Here is a 16,472-nt window from a genome sequence, read left to right as displayed (position 1 = left end):
ATGACACAGGCATCCGTCCTGGGGATCTTTTTGGGGATCACTTTGTCGACACGGCCACTTTCGGTCAGGAGTGAACCCTCGAACGAACCCAATCGCTCACCGAACGATCGACCACACGTCCGAATTGCACCAATTGTTACTCACTAGATCGTGATCTTTCTCTAAAGGCCTACGGGTTTGGTGCCGAAGACGACTGTGACCTCAAAGCCGTCCCCCACCCCAGGAGGCCTGGTGTCCGTTCTTCTCGAGCAGCCCGCAAGCCTGGTCGCCTACCGCCCGAACAAGCCGACCGCGATGGTGGTCGTGGCCGACCCCCGCGTCCGCTCCACCGTCACCCGCCACCTGTGGGCACTCGGTGTACGCGACGTCATCGAGGCCTCGTCCGTCGCGGAGGCTCGTCCCCGCATCGGCAACCCCCGCGACATCTGCGTCGCCGACGTCCACCTGCCCGACGGCTCCGGCCTCACCCTGCTGTCGGAGACCCGCGCCGCGGGCTGGCCCAACGGCCTCGCCCTCTCCGCCGCCGACGACATCGGCGCCGTCCGCAACGCCCTCGCGGGCGGAGTCAAGGGCTACGTCGTCACCGGCACCCGCACCAACGTCGGGCTCCCCACCCGACCCGGCGCCGCCCCCATCGGCTCCCGCGCCGCCGGAATGCACCGCCGCCCCCCGGGTGCCCCGAGCCACCCGGGCGGCTACCGCGAGCTCTCCGGCCGTGAGGTCGAGGTGCTGCGACTGGTCGCGGAGGGCCAGTCCAACAAGGCCATCGGCGTCTCGATGGGCCTGTCCGCGCTGACCGTCAAGAGCCACCTCGCCCGCATCGCCCGCAAGCTCGGCACCGGTGACCGGGCCGGCATGGTGGCGGTGGCGCTGCGCACCGGAATCATCCACTGACCCCGTCCCGACGCCTTCCCCCGCCCCCCCTCCCGGCCCCCTCCCCGAACGCAAACCGGATCATTCACTGACCTGACTGGTTTACGACCCTCAAGCGCCCGTCGACGGAACGTTCCGTCGGCGGGCGCTGTCCATACACAGATACCCTTGACATGTGACCGACGCCCAAGAGACCGCAGCAGACAGCTCACTGCGAACCACCGGAGGCGCCCCTCCGGACGACGTCGAACCGGCGCCGATTCCTTTGCTCGAACCCCGAGAGGGCGTTCCGCCCGTGATCACGGACGACGACTCCCTCGCCGAGGTGATCGCCGCGTTCGCGGCCGGCTCCGGCCCCGTCGCCGTCGACGCCGAGCGCGCCTCCGGCTACCGGTACGGACAGCGCGCCTACCTGGTCCAGCTGCGCCGCGAGGGCGCCGGAACCGCACTGATCGATCCCGTGGCCTGCCCGGACCTCTCCGGGCTCGGCGAGGCGCTCTCCGGAGTGGAGTGGGTGCTGCACGCCGCCACCCAGGACCTGCCCTGTCTCCGCGAGATAGGCATGCTGCCGACATCGTTGTTCGACACCGAGCTCGCCGGACGGCTCGCCGGGTTCCCCCGGGTCGGCCTCGGCGCGATGGTCGAGGGCGTCCTGGGCTTCGTACTCGAAAAGGGACACTCCGCCGTCGACTGGTCCACCCGGCCGCTGCCCGAGCCGTGGCTGCGGTACGCCGCGCTCGACGTGGAGCTTCTCGTCGATCTGCGGGACGCGCTGGAGAAGGAGCTGGACCGGCAGGGGAAGCTGGAGTGGGCGCGGCAGGAGTTCGACGCGATCGCCTCGGCTCCGCCGCCCGAGCCTCGTAAGGATCCCTGGCGTCGGACGTCCGGGATGCACAAGGTGCGGCGGCGTCGGCAGCTGGCGGTCGTGCGGGAGCTGTGGCAGACGCGGGACCGTATCGCCCAGCGGCGGGATGTGTCGCCGGGCAAGGTGTTGTCGGATGCGGCCATTGTCGAAGCCGCCTTGTCGCTGCCTGCCAATGCTCAGGCCCTGGCCGCGTTGAACGGGTTCGGGCATCGGATGGGGCGGCGGCAGCTGGAGCAGTGGCAGGCGGCCGTGGATCGGGCGAAGGGGCTGACCGAGGCGCAGTTGCCCGCGCCTGGGCAGCCGGTGACGGGACCGCCGCCGCCGCGGGCCTGGGCCGACAAGGACCCCGCTGCGGCGGCTCGGTTGTCGGCGGCTCGGGCCGGTGTTTCCGCGCTGGCCGAGCGGATCAACATGCCTCAGGAGAATCTGATCACTCCGGATACGGTTCGGCGGGTTTGCTGGGAGCCGCCGGCGAGCGTGGACGCCGAGTCGGTGGGGCTCGCGCTTGCGGGGCTGGGGGCTCGGCCCTGGCAGGTTGAGCTTGTCACTCCGGTTCTTGTGAGTGCGTTGACCGCTTGATACGGCGCCGCGCCCCTGTCGGGGCGCTCATCACCTGGTCGCTCCTCGCATGAAGCCGTTGTAGATGAAGCGTTGCAGGCTGAGGAAGACGATCAGCGTCGGGAGGATCACCAAGACCGCTCCTGCCGAAATCACCTCCCAGTGGGCTGCGTACGGGCCTCGGAAGCGGAACAGGGACGTCGAGATCACGCCAAGATCTTCCGAGGGCATGTAGAGGAAGGGGATGTAGAAGTCGTTGTAGACGGTGATCCCCTTCACTATCACCACCGTCGCTATCGCCGGCTTCAGCAGCGGGAAGATGATCTTGCGGTAGATCGTGAAGGTGTTGGCGCCGTCCAGGCGGGCCGATTCGTCCAGGGAGATCGGGATCGAGCGGACGAACTGAAGGAAGATGTAGATCGAGACGATGTCGGTGCCCATGTAGAGGGCGATCGGGGCCCAGAGGGTGTCGAACATGCCGAAGCTGTTGACGATCTGGAACGTGGCCACCTGGGTCGTCACTCCTGGGACCAGGGCGGCTATCAGGAAGAGTGCCACCACCAGCTTGCGGAAGCGGAAGGTGAAGCGGTCGATGGCGTAGGCCGTCATCGAGCCGATGAGGACCGTGCCGCCGATCGAGACGGCCAGGATGATCGCCGTGTTGGCGAACGCCGAGAGCATCTCGCCGTCCCTGAACGCCGACGCGTAGTTGTGGAAGTTCAGGAGGTTGCCCGGGAGTTCGAGGGCGCCGCTCGAATTGGCCATCTCCTTCTCGGACTTGAGGGAGGTGAGGAGGACCACCAGGAGCGGGAGCAGGACCACCACCGTCGCGGCGATCAGGGACAGGTACACGAGGGTGCGGGACACCGCGCGGCGGGTCGTACGAGGTCGGGTCATACGAGGTCCACCTTGTCGTCGGGGACCAGGCGCCGCTGGACCCAGGTCACCAGCAGGATGATCAGCAGCAGGACCACCGCGGCGGCCGAGGCCAGGCCCGTCTTGTTGAAGCGGAACGCCAGGTTGACCGTCTGGATCACGAAGGTCTCGGTGCCGGTCGCGCCGCCCGTCATGATGTACGGGATCTCGAAGACGGAGAGCGAGCCGGAGATGGACAGGATCACCGTCAGGGTCAGGACCGGTTTGATGCCCGGCGCGATGATGTAGCGGAACTGGTGCCAGCGGTTGGCGCCGTCCAGTTCGGCCGCCTCGTACAGCTCGCCGGGGATGGACTGGATCGCGCCCAGGAAAAGGACGAAGTTCAGGCCCAGATAGCGCCAGACCGAGACGCCGGCGAGTGAGGTGTTGGCGGAGGCCGGGGTGCCCAGCCAGGCGTGGTCGGTGTGGTAGCCGAAGAGGCTGAGGACCGAGTCGAGGGTGCCGCCGTCCTGGAAGAAGTAGAGGAAGACGAAGCCGATCGCCACCCCGTTGATCAGATACGGGAAGAAGAGCACGCCCTTGAAGAAGTTCCGGAAGCGGACGTCGAAGCTCAGGACCGTGGCGAAGTAGAGGGCGGCGACGATCTGGATGACGGAGGCGGCGAGGTAGTAGCCGCTGACCCAGAAGACCTCGAACAGGTCGGGGCGGGTGAAGACCTCCTGGTAGTTCTCGACGCCCGTGTAGTGGAGTTCGGGGCTCACGCCGTCCCAGTCGGTGAAGCTGTACGCCAGCATGTTGACGATCGGCGCGTAGGTGAAGGTGACGAGGAGGGCGAGCGGGGCGAGGAGGAAGAGCCAGGGGGTGACGCCTCGCCACACGCGGTGCCTGCGGGCGGCGGGGGCCGGGACGGGGGCGGCCGGGATCACCTCCACGGCCGCCTTCTCGGTGGTGTCCGTCATCAGGACCCCGCGTTCTTCTGGGCGTCCGTCCAGCGCTTGCTCAGGTCGGCGAGGAAGTCGTCGAGGCTGCCCTTGCGCGCGCCCCGGGCCAGGTCGACCAGGTTCTGGCGGTACTCGGGGGCGTAGATGCCGACTTCGGAGGTGTTGTCGATCTGCTTGACCTCGGCGCCCTTGGTGTCGTCGACCTCGATGAGCTTGACGCCGGCGTCCTCGTACGGCTGGAGCACCTTGGGCATCGCCCCGTCCTTCAGCGGGGAGATGGCCAGGTTGTCCGCGACGTAGGTCGACTTGTCGGTGAACCAGTCGATCCAGGCGCGAGCCGCCTCCTTGTGCTTCGAGTGGACGTTGACGGCCTGGTTGTAGTCCGGGGCGACCGTCGCGCAGAACTTGCCGTCCGTCTGGGACGGGAACGGCATGAAGCCGATGTCGTCGGGGTCGGCGCCGGCCTTCCTCGCCGCGTCCTGGAACTGGACGATGGCCCAGGTGCCGAGCCACTGGGTGGCGATCTCGCCCTTGGCGGTCCTGGGCTTGGACTCCTCCCAGTTGCTCGTCGTCGGGTCCTTCTCGATCAGGCCCGACTTCACGATGTCGTAGAGGAGGGTGTCGCCCACGCGCAGGTCCGCGCCCTTCGCCCACGGGTCGCTCTCGGCGAGCTTGGTGGTCGCCTGCGGGTCGCAGTGGACGGCGCCGTCGACGTACGTCCAGGAGGTGAGCGTCCAGCCGGCCGAGAAGTTGGTGTAGTACGGGATGGCGTCGGTCTTGGACTTGATGGCCTTGAGGTCAGCGAGGAACTCGGCCGGGGTGGTGGGCCATTCGGTGATCCCGGCCTCCTTCCAGACGCGCTTGTTGTAGATGAAGCCGGGCATGCCGCCGTTCGTGGTCTGGCCGTAGACCTTGCCGTCGACGGTGGTGTAGTCGGTGAAGCGGTACTTCTTGGCGCGCTCCTCCTGGGTGCCCAGCGAGGCGAAGAACCTGGGGTAGTCGGCCTTCTTGATCACCGCGGGGATCAGCAGGACGTCGCCGTAGTTCTCTGTGTTCATACGGATCTTGACCTCGGACTCGTAGTTCGTGAGTCCCTCGAACTCGACCTTGACCTTCGGATAGGTCTTGTTGAACTCGGCGGCGTACTTCTTCAGCGTGCCGTCCTGGATGAGGTCGGTCCGTACGGTGAGGACCTTGATGGTTCCGGTGACTTTTGACGGGTCGTCAGCGGCCTTCGCGTCGGCACCTTTTGTGGAACCTCCGGTGCCGGTGCACCCCGGGATGAGCAGGGCGGCTCCCACGGTCAGGGCCAGGACTGTACGGCGGTTCATTGTGCATCAGCTCCGTTCTCGGGACGTTCACGGGACGGACGAGCACTTGCGGGTTGGCTGGTTCGGAACTCTGACAGCGTTGTCTTAACCGGTAAAGTCCCTATCCCGCCAAGGATGCCGAAATGTTTTCGTAGCTCTGGACTTGATCGGTTTAGGGAGTGCGTACATGCTTCAGGCCACACCGCTCGCCGAAGGATGGACCCTGCTGCACGACGGGGCCGCACTCCCGGCCGCCGTCCCCGGGTGCGTCCACACCGATCTGCTGGCCGCGGGGGTCATTCCGGATCCCTTCCTCGGGCGCAACGAGACCGAGGTGGCGTGGGTGGGGCGGCGGGAGTGGACGTACGAGACCGAGCTGAGGGCGGTCGGCGGCGGGCAGGAGCAGACCGACCTCGTCTTCGAGGGGCTCGATACCGTCGCCGAAGTCCTGCTGGACGGGCGGCTGTTGGGGCGGACCCGGAACATGCACCGCTCGTACCGCTTCGATGTGACCGGCCTCCAAGGGCGGCTGTCGGTGCGGTTCGTCTCCGCCTACGCCGAGGCCGAGGCGGTGCGCGGGCGGCTCGGGGAGCGGCCGGCCGCGTACGACGAGCCCTTCCAGTACATCCGCAAGATGGCCTGCTCGTTCGGCTGGGACTGGGGGCCGACGCTGGTGACGGCCGGGATCTGGCGGCCGGTGCGTCTCGAGCACTGGTCGACGGCCCGGATCTCCCGGGTACGGCCGCTCGTGACCGTCGAACAGGGCCTGGGTGTCGTGGAGTTGGCCGTCGACGTCGAACGGACCCGGGTCGAGGCGCCGCTCGACGTGGAGGCGACGGTCGGCGGGGTCCGGGTGCGGGCCGCGGTCGACGGGGCGCGTGGGGTCGTACGGCTCGAAGTGCCGGACGTGCGGCTCTGGTGGCCGCGTGGGTACGGCGAACAGCCGTTGTACGACGTCGAGTTGAGGTTGCTGCACGGGGACGACGTGCTGGATGTGTGGCGGCGGCGGGTCGGGTTCCGGAGGGTCGGGCTGGACCGGTCGGCGGACGAGCACGGGAGCGGGTTCACCTTCGTCGTGAACGGGGTGCGGATCTTCGCTCGTGGGGTCAACTGGATCCCGGACGACGTGTTTCCGTCCCGGATCACCCGTGAGCGCTACCGGGAGCGGCTCGCGCAGGCCGCCGGGGCGGGCGTCGATCTCGTGCGGATCTGGGGTGGCGGGATCTATGAGAGCGAGGACTTCTACGACGCCTGCGACGAGTTGGGGCTGCTGGTGTGGCAGGACTTCCCGTTCGCGTGCGCCGCGTATCCCGAGGAGCAGCCGCTGCGGGGCGAGGTGGAGGCTGAGGCCCGGGAGAACGTCGTACGGCTGATGCCGCATCCCTCGCTGGTGCTGTGGAACGGCAACAACGAGAACCTGTGGGGGTTCCGGGACTGGGGGTGGGAGGCGCGGCTCGCCGGGGAGTCCTGGGGCGAGGGGTACTACCTGGGCGTACTGCCGCGGGTGGTGGCCGAGTTGGATCCGACGCGGCCGTACACGGCGGGGAGTCCCTGGTCGGGGTCGTGGGAGCGGCATCCGAACGATCCTTCGCACGGGACGCGTCACTCGTGGGAGGTGTGGAACCGGGAGGACTACGCCGGGTATCTGCGCGAAGTGCCGCGGTTCATGGCTGAGTTCGGATGGCAGGCGCCGCCCGCGTACGCGACCCTGCGGCGGGCGCTGCCGGGTGAGGAGCTCGCGCCGGACTCCCCCGGGATGCTGCACCACCAGAAGGCGGAGGACGGGAACGGGAAGCTGCGGCGGGGGCTTGAGCGTCATTTCGCTTTTCCCGAGGGGGACTTCGATCGGTGGCACTACCTCACTCAGGTCAATCAGGCGCGGGCCGTGGCCACGGGGATCGAGCACTGGCGGTCCAACTGGCCGGTGTGCGCGGGGACCGTCGTGTGGCAGCTGAATGACTGCTGGCCCGTGACGTCGTGGGCGGCGATCGACGGGGACGGGCGGGAGAAGCCGCTGTATCACGAGCTGCGGCGGCTGTACGCGGACCGGTTGCTGACGGTTCAAGTGCGGGGCGGTGGGCTGGTGTTGGCCGTCGTCAATCAGGGGGCGGGGGAGTGGTCGGGGAGTGTGCGGCTGCGGCGGATGTCGGTGGAGGGGGAGGTGATCGGCGAGGGGGAGGTGGAGTTCGGGGTCGGTGCGCGGGGCGTCGCGCTCCTCGACGTAGCGAAGGAGCTGGAGCCCGCGGGGGCGAAGGAGTTCCTGGTCGGGGACGCGGGCGGGCTGCGGGCCTGTCACTTTCCCGCGGCGGACCGTGAAATCCCGTACCCCCGGCCGGAGTTCGACGTGGCGGTCGCGCCGGGTTCGGTGACGGTGACGGCCCATACCCTCGTACGGGATCTGCTGCTTCAGGCCGATCGGCTGGATCCGGATGCTCGGGCCGATCGGGGGCTGGTGACCTTGCTGCCCGGGGAACGGGTCACCATCGGTGTCAGTGGCTGGGAGACTCCTGATGCGGCCGCTGCCCGGTCCGCCCTGTTCTGCATGGAGTCCGCACGATGACAGCTCAACCGGCTTCCCGCGTCACCATCAAGGACGTCGCCGCGCGTGCGGGGGTGTCCAAGGGGGCCGTGTCGCTCGCCTTCAACCACAAACCGGGGTTGTCGGAGGCGACCCGGGACCGGATCTTCCGGGCCGCGCGGGAGTTGGGGTGGGCGCCGAATCTCACGGCGCGGACGCTGGCCGGGTCGCGGGTGGACGTGGTGGGGCTGGCGATCTGCCGGCCCGCGCGGCTGCTCGGCCTTGAGCCCTTCTACATGGAGTTCATCTCCGGTGTGGAGAGCGTGCTGACCGAGCATTCGTGTGCGCTGCTGCTGCGGCTCGTGCGGAATGTGGAGGAGGAGGTCGGGCTCCAGGAGTCCTGGTGGCGGGGGCGGCAGATCGGCGGGGCCATCCTCGTCGACTTCCGGCCCGACGATCCTCGGGTGGGGCTGGCGGAGCGGCTGGGGATGCCGGTGGTGGCGGTGGGGCACCCCTCGCTGACCGGGAGCCTCACCTCCGTGTGGACCGATGACGCCACCGCCGTGACGGAGGCCGTGCGGTATCTGGCGGCGCTCGGGCATCGGCGGATCGCCCGGGTGGGGGGTGCGGCGGCTCTGGGGCACACCTCGGCGCGGACCGCCGCCTTCGACGAGGCGGCGCGTTCCCTTGAGCTGGCGGGGGCCTGGCAGGTCACCACCGACTACTCGGGGGAGGCGGGGGCGCGGGCCACGCGGTCCATGCTGACCGCGGACGTGGCGGACCGGCCGACGGCGATCGTGTACGACAACGACATCATGGCGGTGGCGGGGTTGTCAGTGGCCGCGGAGATGGGGCTGAGCGTGCCGGGGGATGTGTCGCTGCTCGCCTGGGACGACTCGCAGCTGTGCCGACTGACGCATCCGACGTTGTCCGCGATGAGCCATGACGTGCACGGATTCGGGGCGGAGGCGGCTCGTACGCTGTTCGGGGTGATCACCGGGCAGGGGCCGGGGTCACACCCTGTGCCCACCCCCGTACTCACTCCGCGTGGCTCGACGGCACCTCCGCGGATGTGAACATCGCTCCCCCGCGGATGTGACCTTCGCCGCTCCCCCCTCCAGGACTGTGCAGCTACGTTACCCACAAGTAGCATGGGCCTGAGCGCGCGCTCAGCGCATGCGCCGCGCAGCAGTGCCAGCAGTGCCATCCCGCATCTGGAGGAGAGCCATCGTGCCTCGTACCGTCAGGGACGTCGTCTTCGTCGACGGCGTCCGCACCCCGTTCGGCAAGGCGGGCCCGAAGGGCATCTACCACGAGACCCGCGCCGACGACCTCGTCGTGAAGGCGATCCGGGAGCTGCTGCGCCGCAACCCGGGTCTGGACCCGAAGAAGATCGACGAGGTCGCCATCGCCGCGACGACGCAGATCGGTGACCAGGGCCTGACCATCGGCCGTACCGCCGGGATCCTGGCCGGTCTGCCCACGTCCGTCCCGGGCTACTCGATCGACCGCATGTGCGCCGGCGCGCTGACCGCCGTCACCTCGGTCGCCGGTTCGGTCGCCTTCGGTGCGTACGACATCGCCATCGCCGGCGGTGTCGAGCACATGGGCCGCCACCCCATGGGTGAGGGCGTGGACCCGAACCCGCGGTTCGTGAGCGAGAAGCTCGTCGACGAGTCGGCCCTGTTCATGGGCATGACCGCCGAGAACCTGCACGACCGCTACCCGACGATCACCAAGCAGCGCGCCGACGAGTACGCCGTGCGCTCGCAGGAGAAGGCCGCCAAGGCGTACGCCAACGGCAAGATCCAGGCCGACCTGGTCCCGATCTCCGTGCGCCGTACCAACCCGGAGGCCGGTGAGACGGGCTGGGGCCTGGTCACCGCCGACGAGCCGATGCGCCCGGGCACGACGATCGAGAACCTGACCGGTCTGAAGACGCCGTTCCGCGTCCACGGCCGGGTGACCGCGGGCAACGCCGCCGGTCTGAACGACGGTGCCACCGCCTCCCTCATCGCCTCCGAGGACTTCGCCCGCGAGAACAACCTCCCGGTGAAGATGCGCCTGGTCTCCTACTCCTTCGCGGGTGTGGAGCCGGAGGTCATGGGCTACGGCCCGATCCCGGCCACCGAGAAGGCGCTCGCCCAGGCGGGGCTGTCCATCGAGGACATCGGCCTGTTCGAGATCAACGAGGCCTTCGCCGTCCAGGTGCTGGCCTTCCTTGAGCACTACGGCATCGCCGACGACGACGCGCGCGTCAACCAGTACGGCGGCGCCATCGCCTTCGGTCACCCGCTGGCCTCCTCGGGTGTGCGTCTGATGACGCAGCTCGCCCGTCAGTTCGAGGAGCAGCCGAACGTCCGCTACGGCCTGACCACCATGTGCGTCGGCTTCGGCATGGGCGCGACCGTCATCTGGGAGAACCCGCACTTCGAGGGGGACAAGTGAGCACCACCGCTGAGCTTCTGAAGGGTGCGGCCGAGCTGTTCCCCGACGAGGTCGTGACGTCCGCGCACGTACGCCACCTCGACCTGCCCTTCGGCGCCGGGCGCTTCGCGCTCATCACGCTGGACAACGGCTTCGACCACACCAAGCCGACCACCTTCGGCCCGCAGTCGCTGGCCAACCTCGACGCCGCGATCGACCAGGTCGAGGCGGAGGCCGCGGCCGGCAGCATCGTCGGCGTCGGTATCACCGGCAAGCCGTTCATCTTCGCGGTCGGCGCCGACCTCAAGGGTGTCGAGCTGCTGAAGGAGCACAAGGACGCGCTCGCCATCGGCAAGGGCGGCCACGAGGTCTTCAAGCGCCTGTCGGGCCTGGCCGTGCCGACCTTCGCGTACTACAACGGTGCCGCCATGGGCGGCGGCGTCGAGGTCGGTCTGCACTGCAAGTACCGCACCGTCTCGAAGGCCCTCCCGGCCTTCTCGCTCCCCGAGGTCTTCCTCGGCCTGGTGCCCGGCTGGGGCGGCTGCACGATCCTGCCGAACCTGATCGGCGCCGACAAGGCCGTCTCGGTGATCATCGAGAACAGCCTGAACCAGAACAAGCAGCTCAAGGGCCAGCAGGTCTTCGACCTGGGCATCGCCGACGCCCTCTTCGAGGGTGCGGACTTCCTGGAGCAGTCGCTCATCTGGACCGCCCAGGTGCTGAAGGGCGACGTCGAGGTCGAGCGTCCGGTCATCGACCGTGGCGAGGCCTGGGACCAGGCCGTCGCGCGCGGCCGGTTCATCGCCGACTCCAAGGTGCACGGGGCCGCTCCGGCCGCCTACCGCGCCCTGGACATCATCGCCAACGCCAAGAACGGCGACCTCCAGCAGGGTTACGACGCCGAGGATGTCGCCCTCGCCGACCTGATCATGGGTGGCGAACTGCGCTCCGGCATCTACGCCTTCAACCTGGTGCAGAAGCGCGGCAAGCGTCCCGCGGGCACCCCGGACAAGTCGCTGGCCCGCCCGGTCACCAAGGTCGGCGTCGTGGGCGCGGGCCTGATGGCCTCGCAGCTCGCGCTGCTGTTCCTGCGCCGCCTGGAGGTCCCGGTCGTCCTCACGGACATCGACCAGGAGCGCGTCGACAAGGGTGTGGGCTACGTCCACGCCGAGATCGAGAAGCTGCTCGGCAAGGGCCGTATCAACCAGGACAAGGCCAACCGCCTGAAGGCCCTGGTCACCGGTGTCCTGGACAAGGCCGAGGGCTTCTCCGACGCCGACTTCGTCATCGAGGCCGTCTTCGAGGAGATCGGCGTCAAGCAGCAGGTGTTCGCGGAGGTCGAGGCGGTCGCCCCGGCGCACGCGATCCTCGCGACGAACACGTCCTCCCTGTCGGTGTCGGAGATGGCGTCGAAGCTCCAGCACCCCGAGCGGGTCGTGGGCTTCCACTTCTTCAACCCGGTCGCGATCCTCCCGCTCCTGGAGATCGTCCGGGGTGAGCAGACGGACGACGCCTCGCTGGCGACCGCTTTCGCGGTGGCCAAGAAGCTGAAGAAGACCGCGGTGCTCACGAAGGACGCCCCGGCGTTCGTCGTGAACCGCATCCTCACCCGCTTCATGGGCGAGATCCAGAACGTCATCGACGAGGGCACGCCGGTCGAGGTCGCGGAGAAGGCGGTCGAGCCGCTGGGCCTGCCGATGTCCCCGCTGGTGCTTCTGGAGCTGGTCGGCCCGGCGATCGGCCTGCACGTCTCGGAGACCCTCAACCGGGCCTTCCCGGACCGCTTCACGGTCTCCCCGAACCTCGCGGCCGTCGTCAAGGCGGGCAAGCGCGGCTTCTACGTCTACGACTCCGGCAAGCCGGAGCTGGACCCCGAGGTCGCGGCGCTCCTGAAGCAGGGCGATGTCGTCCTGACCGAGGAGCAGGTCCGGGACCGGGTGCTCGACGCGGTGGCCCAGGAGATCGGGCTCATGCTCGACGAGGGTGTCGTCGCCGAGGCCCAGGACATCGACCTCTGCCTGATCACGGGCGCGGGGTGGCCCTTCCACCTGGGCGGCATCACGCCTTACCTGGACCGCGAGGGTGTCTCGGAGCGCGTGAACGGCAAGAAGTTCCTGGCTCCAGGCGTGGCGTCGGTTCCGGCGTAACGCTCAGTCGGTGTAACAGCCGTACGGCCGTGAAGAGGGCCTCCGCTTTCGGGCGGAGGCCCTTTGCCGTTCGGTTCTCGGGGCGGAGGCCGCCTCACACCTCCCGCCACGCCTCCAGCGCCAGCCCCGGCTCGTCCTTCCGCCGGGTCAGCAGGAGTTGGCCGCTCGACGGGGACACGGTCGCCGCGACGACCCTGCCGTCCTCGTCGGTGGCCAGTGACACCTCGGCGTCCGCGGGGAGTTGAGGGCCCGACTCGGTCCACCAGGCGCCCGCCGACTCCTGCTCGGTCGGGTACGCGGCGAAGGCGACGCGGCCGCTCGCGGAGCGCTGGGCGAGCAACGTGCAGTCGTGGCCGTCGAGTTCGCAGCGGACGGCGGAGACGGGGCCGGGTCCTGCCGACGGGAGGAGAGTGACGGGCTTGCTGCCCGGGCGCCACGCGCACAGGTCGCCGGAGTCGTCGGTGTAGAAGACCGTGGTGTGCTCGGCGGAGGTGGGCAGGGCCCGGAGCGTGCCCGGCCGTACCGGGGTCTCCAGGGCCTCCTCCAGGGCGGGTTGAGCACCCGGCTCCTGCTGGCGCCAGTAGAGGATGCCGCCGGGGAGGGCCGCGTACAGCTCGACGCACCCCGATTCACCGGTCACGGCCGCCAAGTCCTCTTGTACGTCACTCCCCTTGAGGTCCCGCCACGGGTCCCAGCCGCCCTTCTCCTTCTGAGCGACCATGCTCACGCCGCCGCCCTTGTTGCGGACGAAGACGTGGGCGCGGCCCTGGCCGTCGACCGTGACGGCGGGTGCGCCGGTGCGGTCGCCGGTCTTGTCGGGGTGGCCGATCGGGGCCCAGTCGAGGGCGGCCAGCCGCGGCCGGAAGTGCGTGGAGTGCACGAGCCCGGACTCGCCCGGCTTCGTGGGCCGCCAGGACACCAGATGGGCGTAGCCGTCGACGCCCTGTCCGATCGCCGGACCCGGGCGGAGCTTCTGCTCGCCGCCCACCTTGCGCGGGGTCGCTTCCCAGGGGCCGCCAGGTCCGCGCTCGGCCCGGCACAGTACGGCCTCACCGGACGGCAGATAGACACTGAGCCGGCCGTCACGGCCGCGGAGGAGCCAGTCGCCGTTCACTGGTTCACTCTATGCGGCGCGTTTCGCGGGCTGGCCGGTCGCCCCTATGTCCGGGGCTGTTCTGCGGATCGGGCGGGCGGCCGCGAGGAGCGGTGCTGTTCGGCCGACCCGCGGGGGGCGATGGGCGTCCCTCGGGCTTCGAGCTCAGGGCTCGGGGCTCGGGGCTCGGAGCTCAGGGCTCGGGGCTCAGGGCTCGGGGCTCGGAGCTCGGAGCTCGGAGCTCGGAGCTCGGAGCTCGGAGCTCGGGGCTCGGAGCTCGGGGCTCGGGGCTCGGGGCTCGGGCGGCGCCGAGAGGAGGGGGTCGGCTGCCCGGGCAGCGCCGGGGATGTGCGGGCCGGACCCGCCGACGCCGACATGATCCGCCGTACAGGAACTAAGCGGACCCGGTGAAGTCGGCTGCGGTACGGCAGCGCCGCTAAGGGGTGCGGGGAACTGCGCGACCAGCCACGACGGCGCCGCAGACGAACGCCGACACGTCGCCGCACATCCAGCGGAGCGCTTAGCGTGGACGGCATGACCGACAAGCTCACCGTCACCGTCCTGGGCACCGGCATCATGGGCGCCGCCATGGCCCGCAACCTCGCCTCGGCCGGGCTCACTGTCCGTGCCTGGAACCGCACCCGCGCCAAGGCCGAGCCCCTCGCCGACGCCGGTATCCGCGTCACCGACTCCCCCGCCGAGGCCGTCGAGGGCGCGGATGTCGTCCTGACCATGCTGTACGACGGTCCGGCCGCGCTGGAGGTGATGACGGAGGCGCTGCCCTCGCTGCGCCCCGGTGTGGTGTGGGCGCAGTCGACGACGGCCGGTCTCGAAGGGCTCGGCGAACTCGCCGCCTTCGCCGCCGCGCACGGCCTCGTCTTCTACGACGCCCCCGTCCTCGGCACCCGCCAGCCCGCCGAGGCCGGTCAACTGACCGTACTGGCGGGCGGCCCTGAGGCCCACCGGCACTCCGTAACGCCCGTGTTCGACGCGGTGGGCGCGCGGACCGTGTGGACCGGGGAGGCGGGCAGCGCGACCCGGCTGAAGCTGGTCGCCAACAGCTGGGTGCTGGCCGCGACCGCGGCGACCGGGGAGGTGCTGGCCCTCTCCGAGGCGCTCGGCGTGGACCCGCGGGACTTCTTCTCGCTGATCGAGGGCGGGCCGTTGGACATGGGGTATCTGCGCGCCAAGGCGGGGCTGGTGCTGGACGGCAAGCTCTCGCCCGCCCAGTTCGCGGTCGACACGGCCGCGAAGGATGCCCGGCTGATTGTCCAGGCCGGTGAGGAGAACGGTGTCCGGCTGGACGTGGCGGCGGCGAGTGCGGCTCGGCTGGAGCGGGCGGGGGCGCTGGGGCATGGGGAGGAGGACATGGCGGCGGCGTATTTCGCGAGCTTCGAGGAGAAGGACGAGGGGTGAAACCGGCACGCCGACGCCGGTCCACCGCTCGGAGCACGGAACCCCGCGCCCTGGCGCCGGTCGCCCCCCGGTGCGCCGGACCTGGCACCCTGACCCCATGAACGCCGAAGCCCCGCTCCTCGTGATCGTCGATGCCGCCAACGTCGTCGGGTCGGTGCCCGACGGATGGTGGCGGGACCGGAGAGGGGCCGCCGAGCGGCTGCGGGACCGGCTCGCGGCGGACGGGGTGCCTGGGCGCGAAGGCCCCGTGGAGATCGTGCTCGTGGTCGAAGGTGCCGCCCGGGGTGTGGAGTCCGTACCCGGCGTACGGGTCGTGTCGGCGTCCGGCAGCGGGGACGACCGTATGGTCGAGCTGGTCGCCGAGGCGGACGGACGGGACGTTCTGGTCGTCACTGCGGACCGGGAACTGCGACGGCGGGTCGACGAGTTGGGGGCTGAGGTGGCGGGGCCTCGGAGCGTGCGCGGCTAGCTTCCTGGGCGTAGTCTCCCGGCATCCCGGGACACGGATGTCCGGTGTCGTCCCGATCACGTCGCACGGGAGGCCGAGTTGGCGCCTGCCGCTCTCAGCCGAGACGCACATGAGCTCGTCTTCGATTCGTGGGGTGACCCGCAAGGGCACCCCGTCTTTCTTCTGCACGGGACTCCGGGCAGCCATCAGGGGCCGCGGCCGCGGTCGATGGTGCTGTACCAGCTGGGTATCCGGCTGATCGCCTACGACCGTCCCGGCTACGGTGGTTCGACGCGCCGGCCGGGCCGCACCGTGGTCGACGCCGCCGCGGATGTCGAGGTCATCGCCGACCACCTCGGCCTGGCCGAGTTCTCCGTCGTCGGCCGGTCCGGCGGTGGGCCGCACGCGCTGGCCTGCGCCGCGAGGCTGCCGGAGCGTGTGCGGAGCGCGGCCGTTCTGGTCAGTCTCGCTCCGCCGGACGCGCAGGAGCTGGACTGGTTCGAGGGGATGACCGAGTTCAACGTCCGCGAGTATCGCAACGCCCGCGACAACCGGCAGCTGCTCATGGAAACCCTCGTGCAGAACGCGGATGACATGCGAGCCGACCCGATGGCCCTGTTCGACGGCCTCGACGACGAGATGCCCGCGGTCGACCGGCAGATCGTGGCGGACGCCGGTATCCGCCGGCTGCTGCACCGGAACTTCGCGAGCGCGATCGAGAGGAACGCGGACGGCTGGATCGACGACGCCATCGCCTTCAGCAGGAGCTGGGGTTTCGACCCGGGGGAGATCACCGCGCCCACCCTGCTGTGGCACGGTGAGGACGATGTGTTCTCCCCCGTCGAGCACTTCAAGTGGCTGGCCCGACGCATCAAGCACGCCACCGTCGTACTTCAGCCCTCCGCGGCGCACTTCGCGGCCGTTCCCGTGCTGCCCGAGGTGCTCGGGTGGCTTCGGGACCAGGCGCGGCCCGATGGCAGCGCCACGACGGCGTGACCCC

General features: G+C 69.8%; 13 protein-coding genes. 9 read left to right on the top strand and 4 right to left on the bottom strand.

Features of this window, described 5'->3' with window-relative positions:
• The first annotated feature begins 231 nt into the window (after positions 1–231).
• On the top strand, positions 232–894 hold the full coding sequence (locus ABZ928_RS01215; protein ID WP_059195623.1) for a response regulator transcription factor: 663 nt from the start codon (positions 232–234) through the stop codon (positions 892–894).
• Between the two features lie 154 nt (positions 895–1,048).
• A complete protein-coding gene (locus tag ABZ928_RS01210; protein WP_361514363.1) occupies positions 1,049–2,317 on the top strand; it encodes a ribonuclease D in 1,269 nt (422 codons plus the stop codon).
• Positions 2,318–2,347: 30 nt separating this feature from the next.
• On the opposite strand, the gene ABZ928_RS01205 is transcribed toward ABZ928_RS01210, so the two are convergent.
• From ABZ928_RS01205 to ABZ928_RS01195, 3 genes are read right to left on the bottom strand one after another with little or no spacing between them, the layout of a single operon-like run.
• The gene (locus ABZ928_RS01205; protein WP_361514362.1) at positions 2,348–3,193 is read right to left on the bottom strand and encodes a carbohydrate ABC transporter permease; all 846 of its coding nucleotides are present in this window, start codon (positions 3,191–3,193) and stop codon (positions 2,348–2,350) included.
• Positions 3,190–4,131: a sugar ABC transporter permease gene (locus ABZ928_RS01200; protein WP_361514361.1), complete on the bottom strand. Its 942-nt coding sequence runs from the start codon at positions 4,129–4,131 to the stop codon at positions 3,190–3,192. Before ABZ928_RS01200 ends, ABZ928_RS01205 begins: the two co-directional genes overlap by 4 nt.
• Entirely contained in the window at positions 4,131–5,444 is a 1,314-nt protein-coding gene (locus ABZ928_RS01195; protein ID WP_361514360.1) for an ABC transporter substrate-binding protein, read from the bottom strand. Before ABZ928_RS01195 ends, ABZ928_RS01200 begins: the two co-directional genes overlap by 1 nt.
• Positions 5,445–5,610: 166 nt before the next feature.
• On the opposite strand from ABZ928_RS01195, the gene ABZ928_RS01190 reads away from it, so the two are divergent.
• The 4 genes from ABZ928_RS01190 (at position 5,611) to ABZ928_RS01175 (ending at position 12,515) form a co-directional block, all read left to right on the top strand.
• Positions 5,611–7,983 carry a glycoside hydrolase family 2 protein gene (locus tag ABZ928_RS01190; RefSeq protein WP_361514359.1) on the top strand — a complete coding sequence of 791 codons (2,373 nt, stop codon included), beginning with the start codon at positions 5,611–5,613 and terminating at the stop codon, positions 7,981–7,983.
• On the top strand, positions 7,980–9,017 hold the full coding sequence (locus tag ABZ928_RS01185; RefSeq protein WP_361514358.1) for a LacI family DNA-binding transcriptional regulator: 1,038 nt from the start codon (positions 7,980–7,982) through the stop codon (positions 9,015–9,017). The genes ABZ928_RS01190 and ABZ928_RS01185 overlap by 4 nt, the downstream gene beginning before the upstream one ends.
• Before the next feature lie 154 nt (positions 9,018–9,171).
• Entirely contained in the window at positions 9,172–10,389 is a 1,218-nt protein-coding gene (locus ABZ928_RS01180; RefSeq protein ID WP_361514357.1) for an acetyl-CoA C-acyltransferase, read from the top strand.
• Complete coding sequence (locus ABZ928_RS01175; protein WP_361514356.1) at positions 10,386–12,515, top strand: 3-hydroxyacyl-CoA dehydrogenase NAD-binding domain-containing protein; 2,130 nt, start codon at positions 10,386–10,388, stop codon at positions 12,513–12,515. The genes ABZ928_RS01180 and ABZ928_RS01175 overlap by 4 nt, the downstream gene beginning before the upstream one ends.
• Positions 12,516–12,609: 94 nt before the next feature.
• Here the strand turns inward: ABZ928_RS01175 and ABZ928_RS01170 are convergent, their stop codons facing one another.
• On the bottom strand, positions 12,610–13,629 hold the full coding sequence (locus ABZ928_RS01170) for a hypothetical protein (protein ID WP_361514355.1): 1,020 nt from the start codon (positions 13,627–13,629) through the stop codon (positions 12,610–12,612).
• Between the two features lie 513 nt (positions 13,630–14,142).
• On the opposite strand from ABZ928_RS01170, the gene ABZ928_RS01165 reads away from it, so the two are divergent.
• The 3 genes from ABZ928_RS01165 (at position 14,143) to ABZ928_RS01155 (ending at position 16,468) form a co-directional block, all read left to right on the top strand.
• Positions 14,143–15,024 carry an NAD(P)-dependent oxidoreductase gene (locus ABZ928_RS01165; RefSeq protein ID WP_361514354.1) on the top strand — a complete coding sequence of 294 codons (882 nt, stop codon included), beginning with the start codon at positions 14,143–14,145 and terminating at the stop codon, positions 15,022–15,024.
• A 97-nt stretch (positions 15,025–15,121) separates the two neighbouring features.
• Positions 15,122–15,493: an NTP pyrophosphohydrolase gene (locus ABZ928_RS01160; RefSeq protein WP_361514353.1), complete on the top strand. Its 372-nt coding sequence runs from the start codon at positions 15,122–15,124 to the stop codon at positions 15,491–15,493.
• Between the two features lie 78 nt (positions 15,494–15,571).
• Complete coding sequence (locus tag ABZ928_RS01155; RefSeq protein ID WP_361514352.1) at positions 15,572–16,468, top strand: alpha/beta hydrolase; 897 nt, start codon at positions 15,572–15,574, stop codon at positions 16,466–16,468.
• The last annotated feature ends 4 nt before the right edge of the window (positions 16,469–16,472 follow it).

Origin of the sequence: Streptomyces sp. NPDC046909 (genome assembly GCF_040644695.1) — a bacterium.
Taxonomy (GTDB): Bacteria; Actinomycetota; Actinomycetes; order Streptomycetales; family Streptomycetaceae; genus Streptomyces.
Note: the sequence above shows the minus strand (reverse complement) of the source record. Positions and strands in the feature narration are given on the sequence as shown.

Excerpts from the sequence above, each read along its gene's own strand:
- ABZ928_RS01205 (WP_361514362.1), bottom strand. The coding sequence starts at position 3,193 with ATGACCCGACCTCGTACGACCCGCCGCGCGGTGTCCCGCACCCTCGTG.
- ABZ928_RS01200 (WP_361514361.1), bottom strand. The coding sequence starts at position 4,131 with ATGACGGACACCACCGAGAAGGCGGCCGTGGAGGTGATCCCGGCCGCC.
- ABZ928_RS01195 (WP_361514360.1), bottom strand. The coding sequence starts at position 5,444 with ATGAACCGCCGTACAGTCCTGGCCCTGACCGTGGGAGCCGCCCTGCTC.
- ABZ928_RS01190 (WP_361514359.1), top strand. The coding sequence starts at position 5,611 with ATGCTTCAGGCCACACCGCTCGCCGAAGGATGGACCCTGCTGCACGAC.
- ABZ928_RS01185 (WP_361514358.1), top strand. The coding sequence starts at position 7,980 with ATGACAGCTCAACCGGCTTCCCGCGTCACCATCAAGGACGTCGCCGCG.
- ABZ928_RS01165 (WP_361514354.1), top strand. The coding sequence starts at position 14,143 with ATGACCGACAAGCTCACCGTCACCGTCCTGGGCACCGGCATCATGGGC.
- ABZ928_RS01160 (WP_361514353.1), top strand. The coding sequence starts at position 15,122 with ATGAACGCCGAAGCCCCGCTCCTCGTGATCGTCGATGCCGCCAACGTC.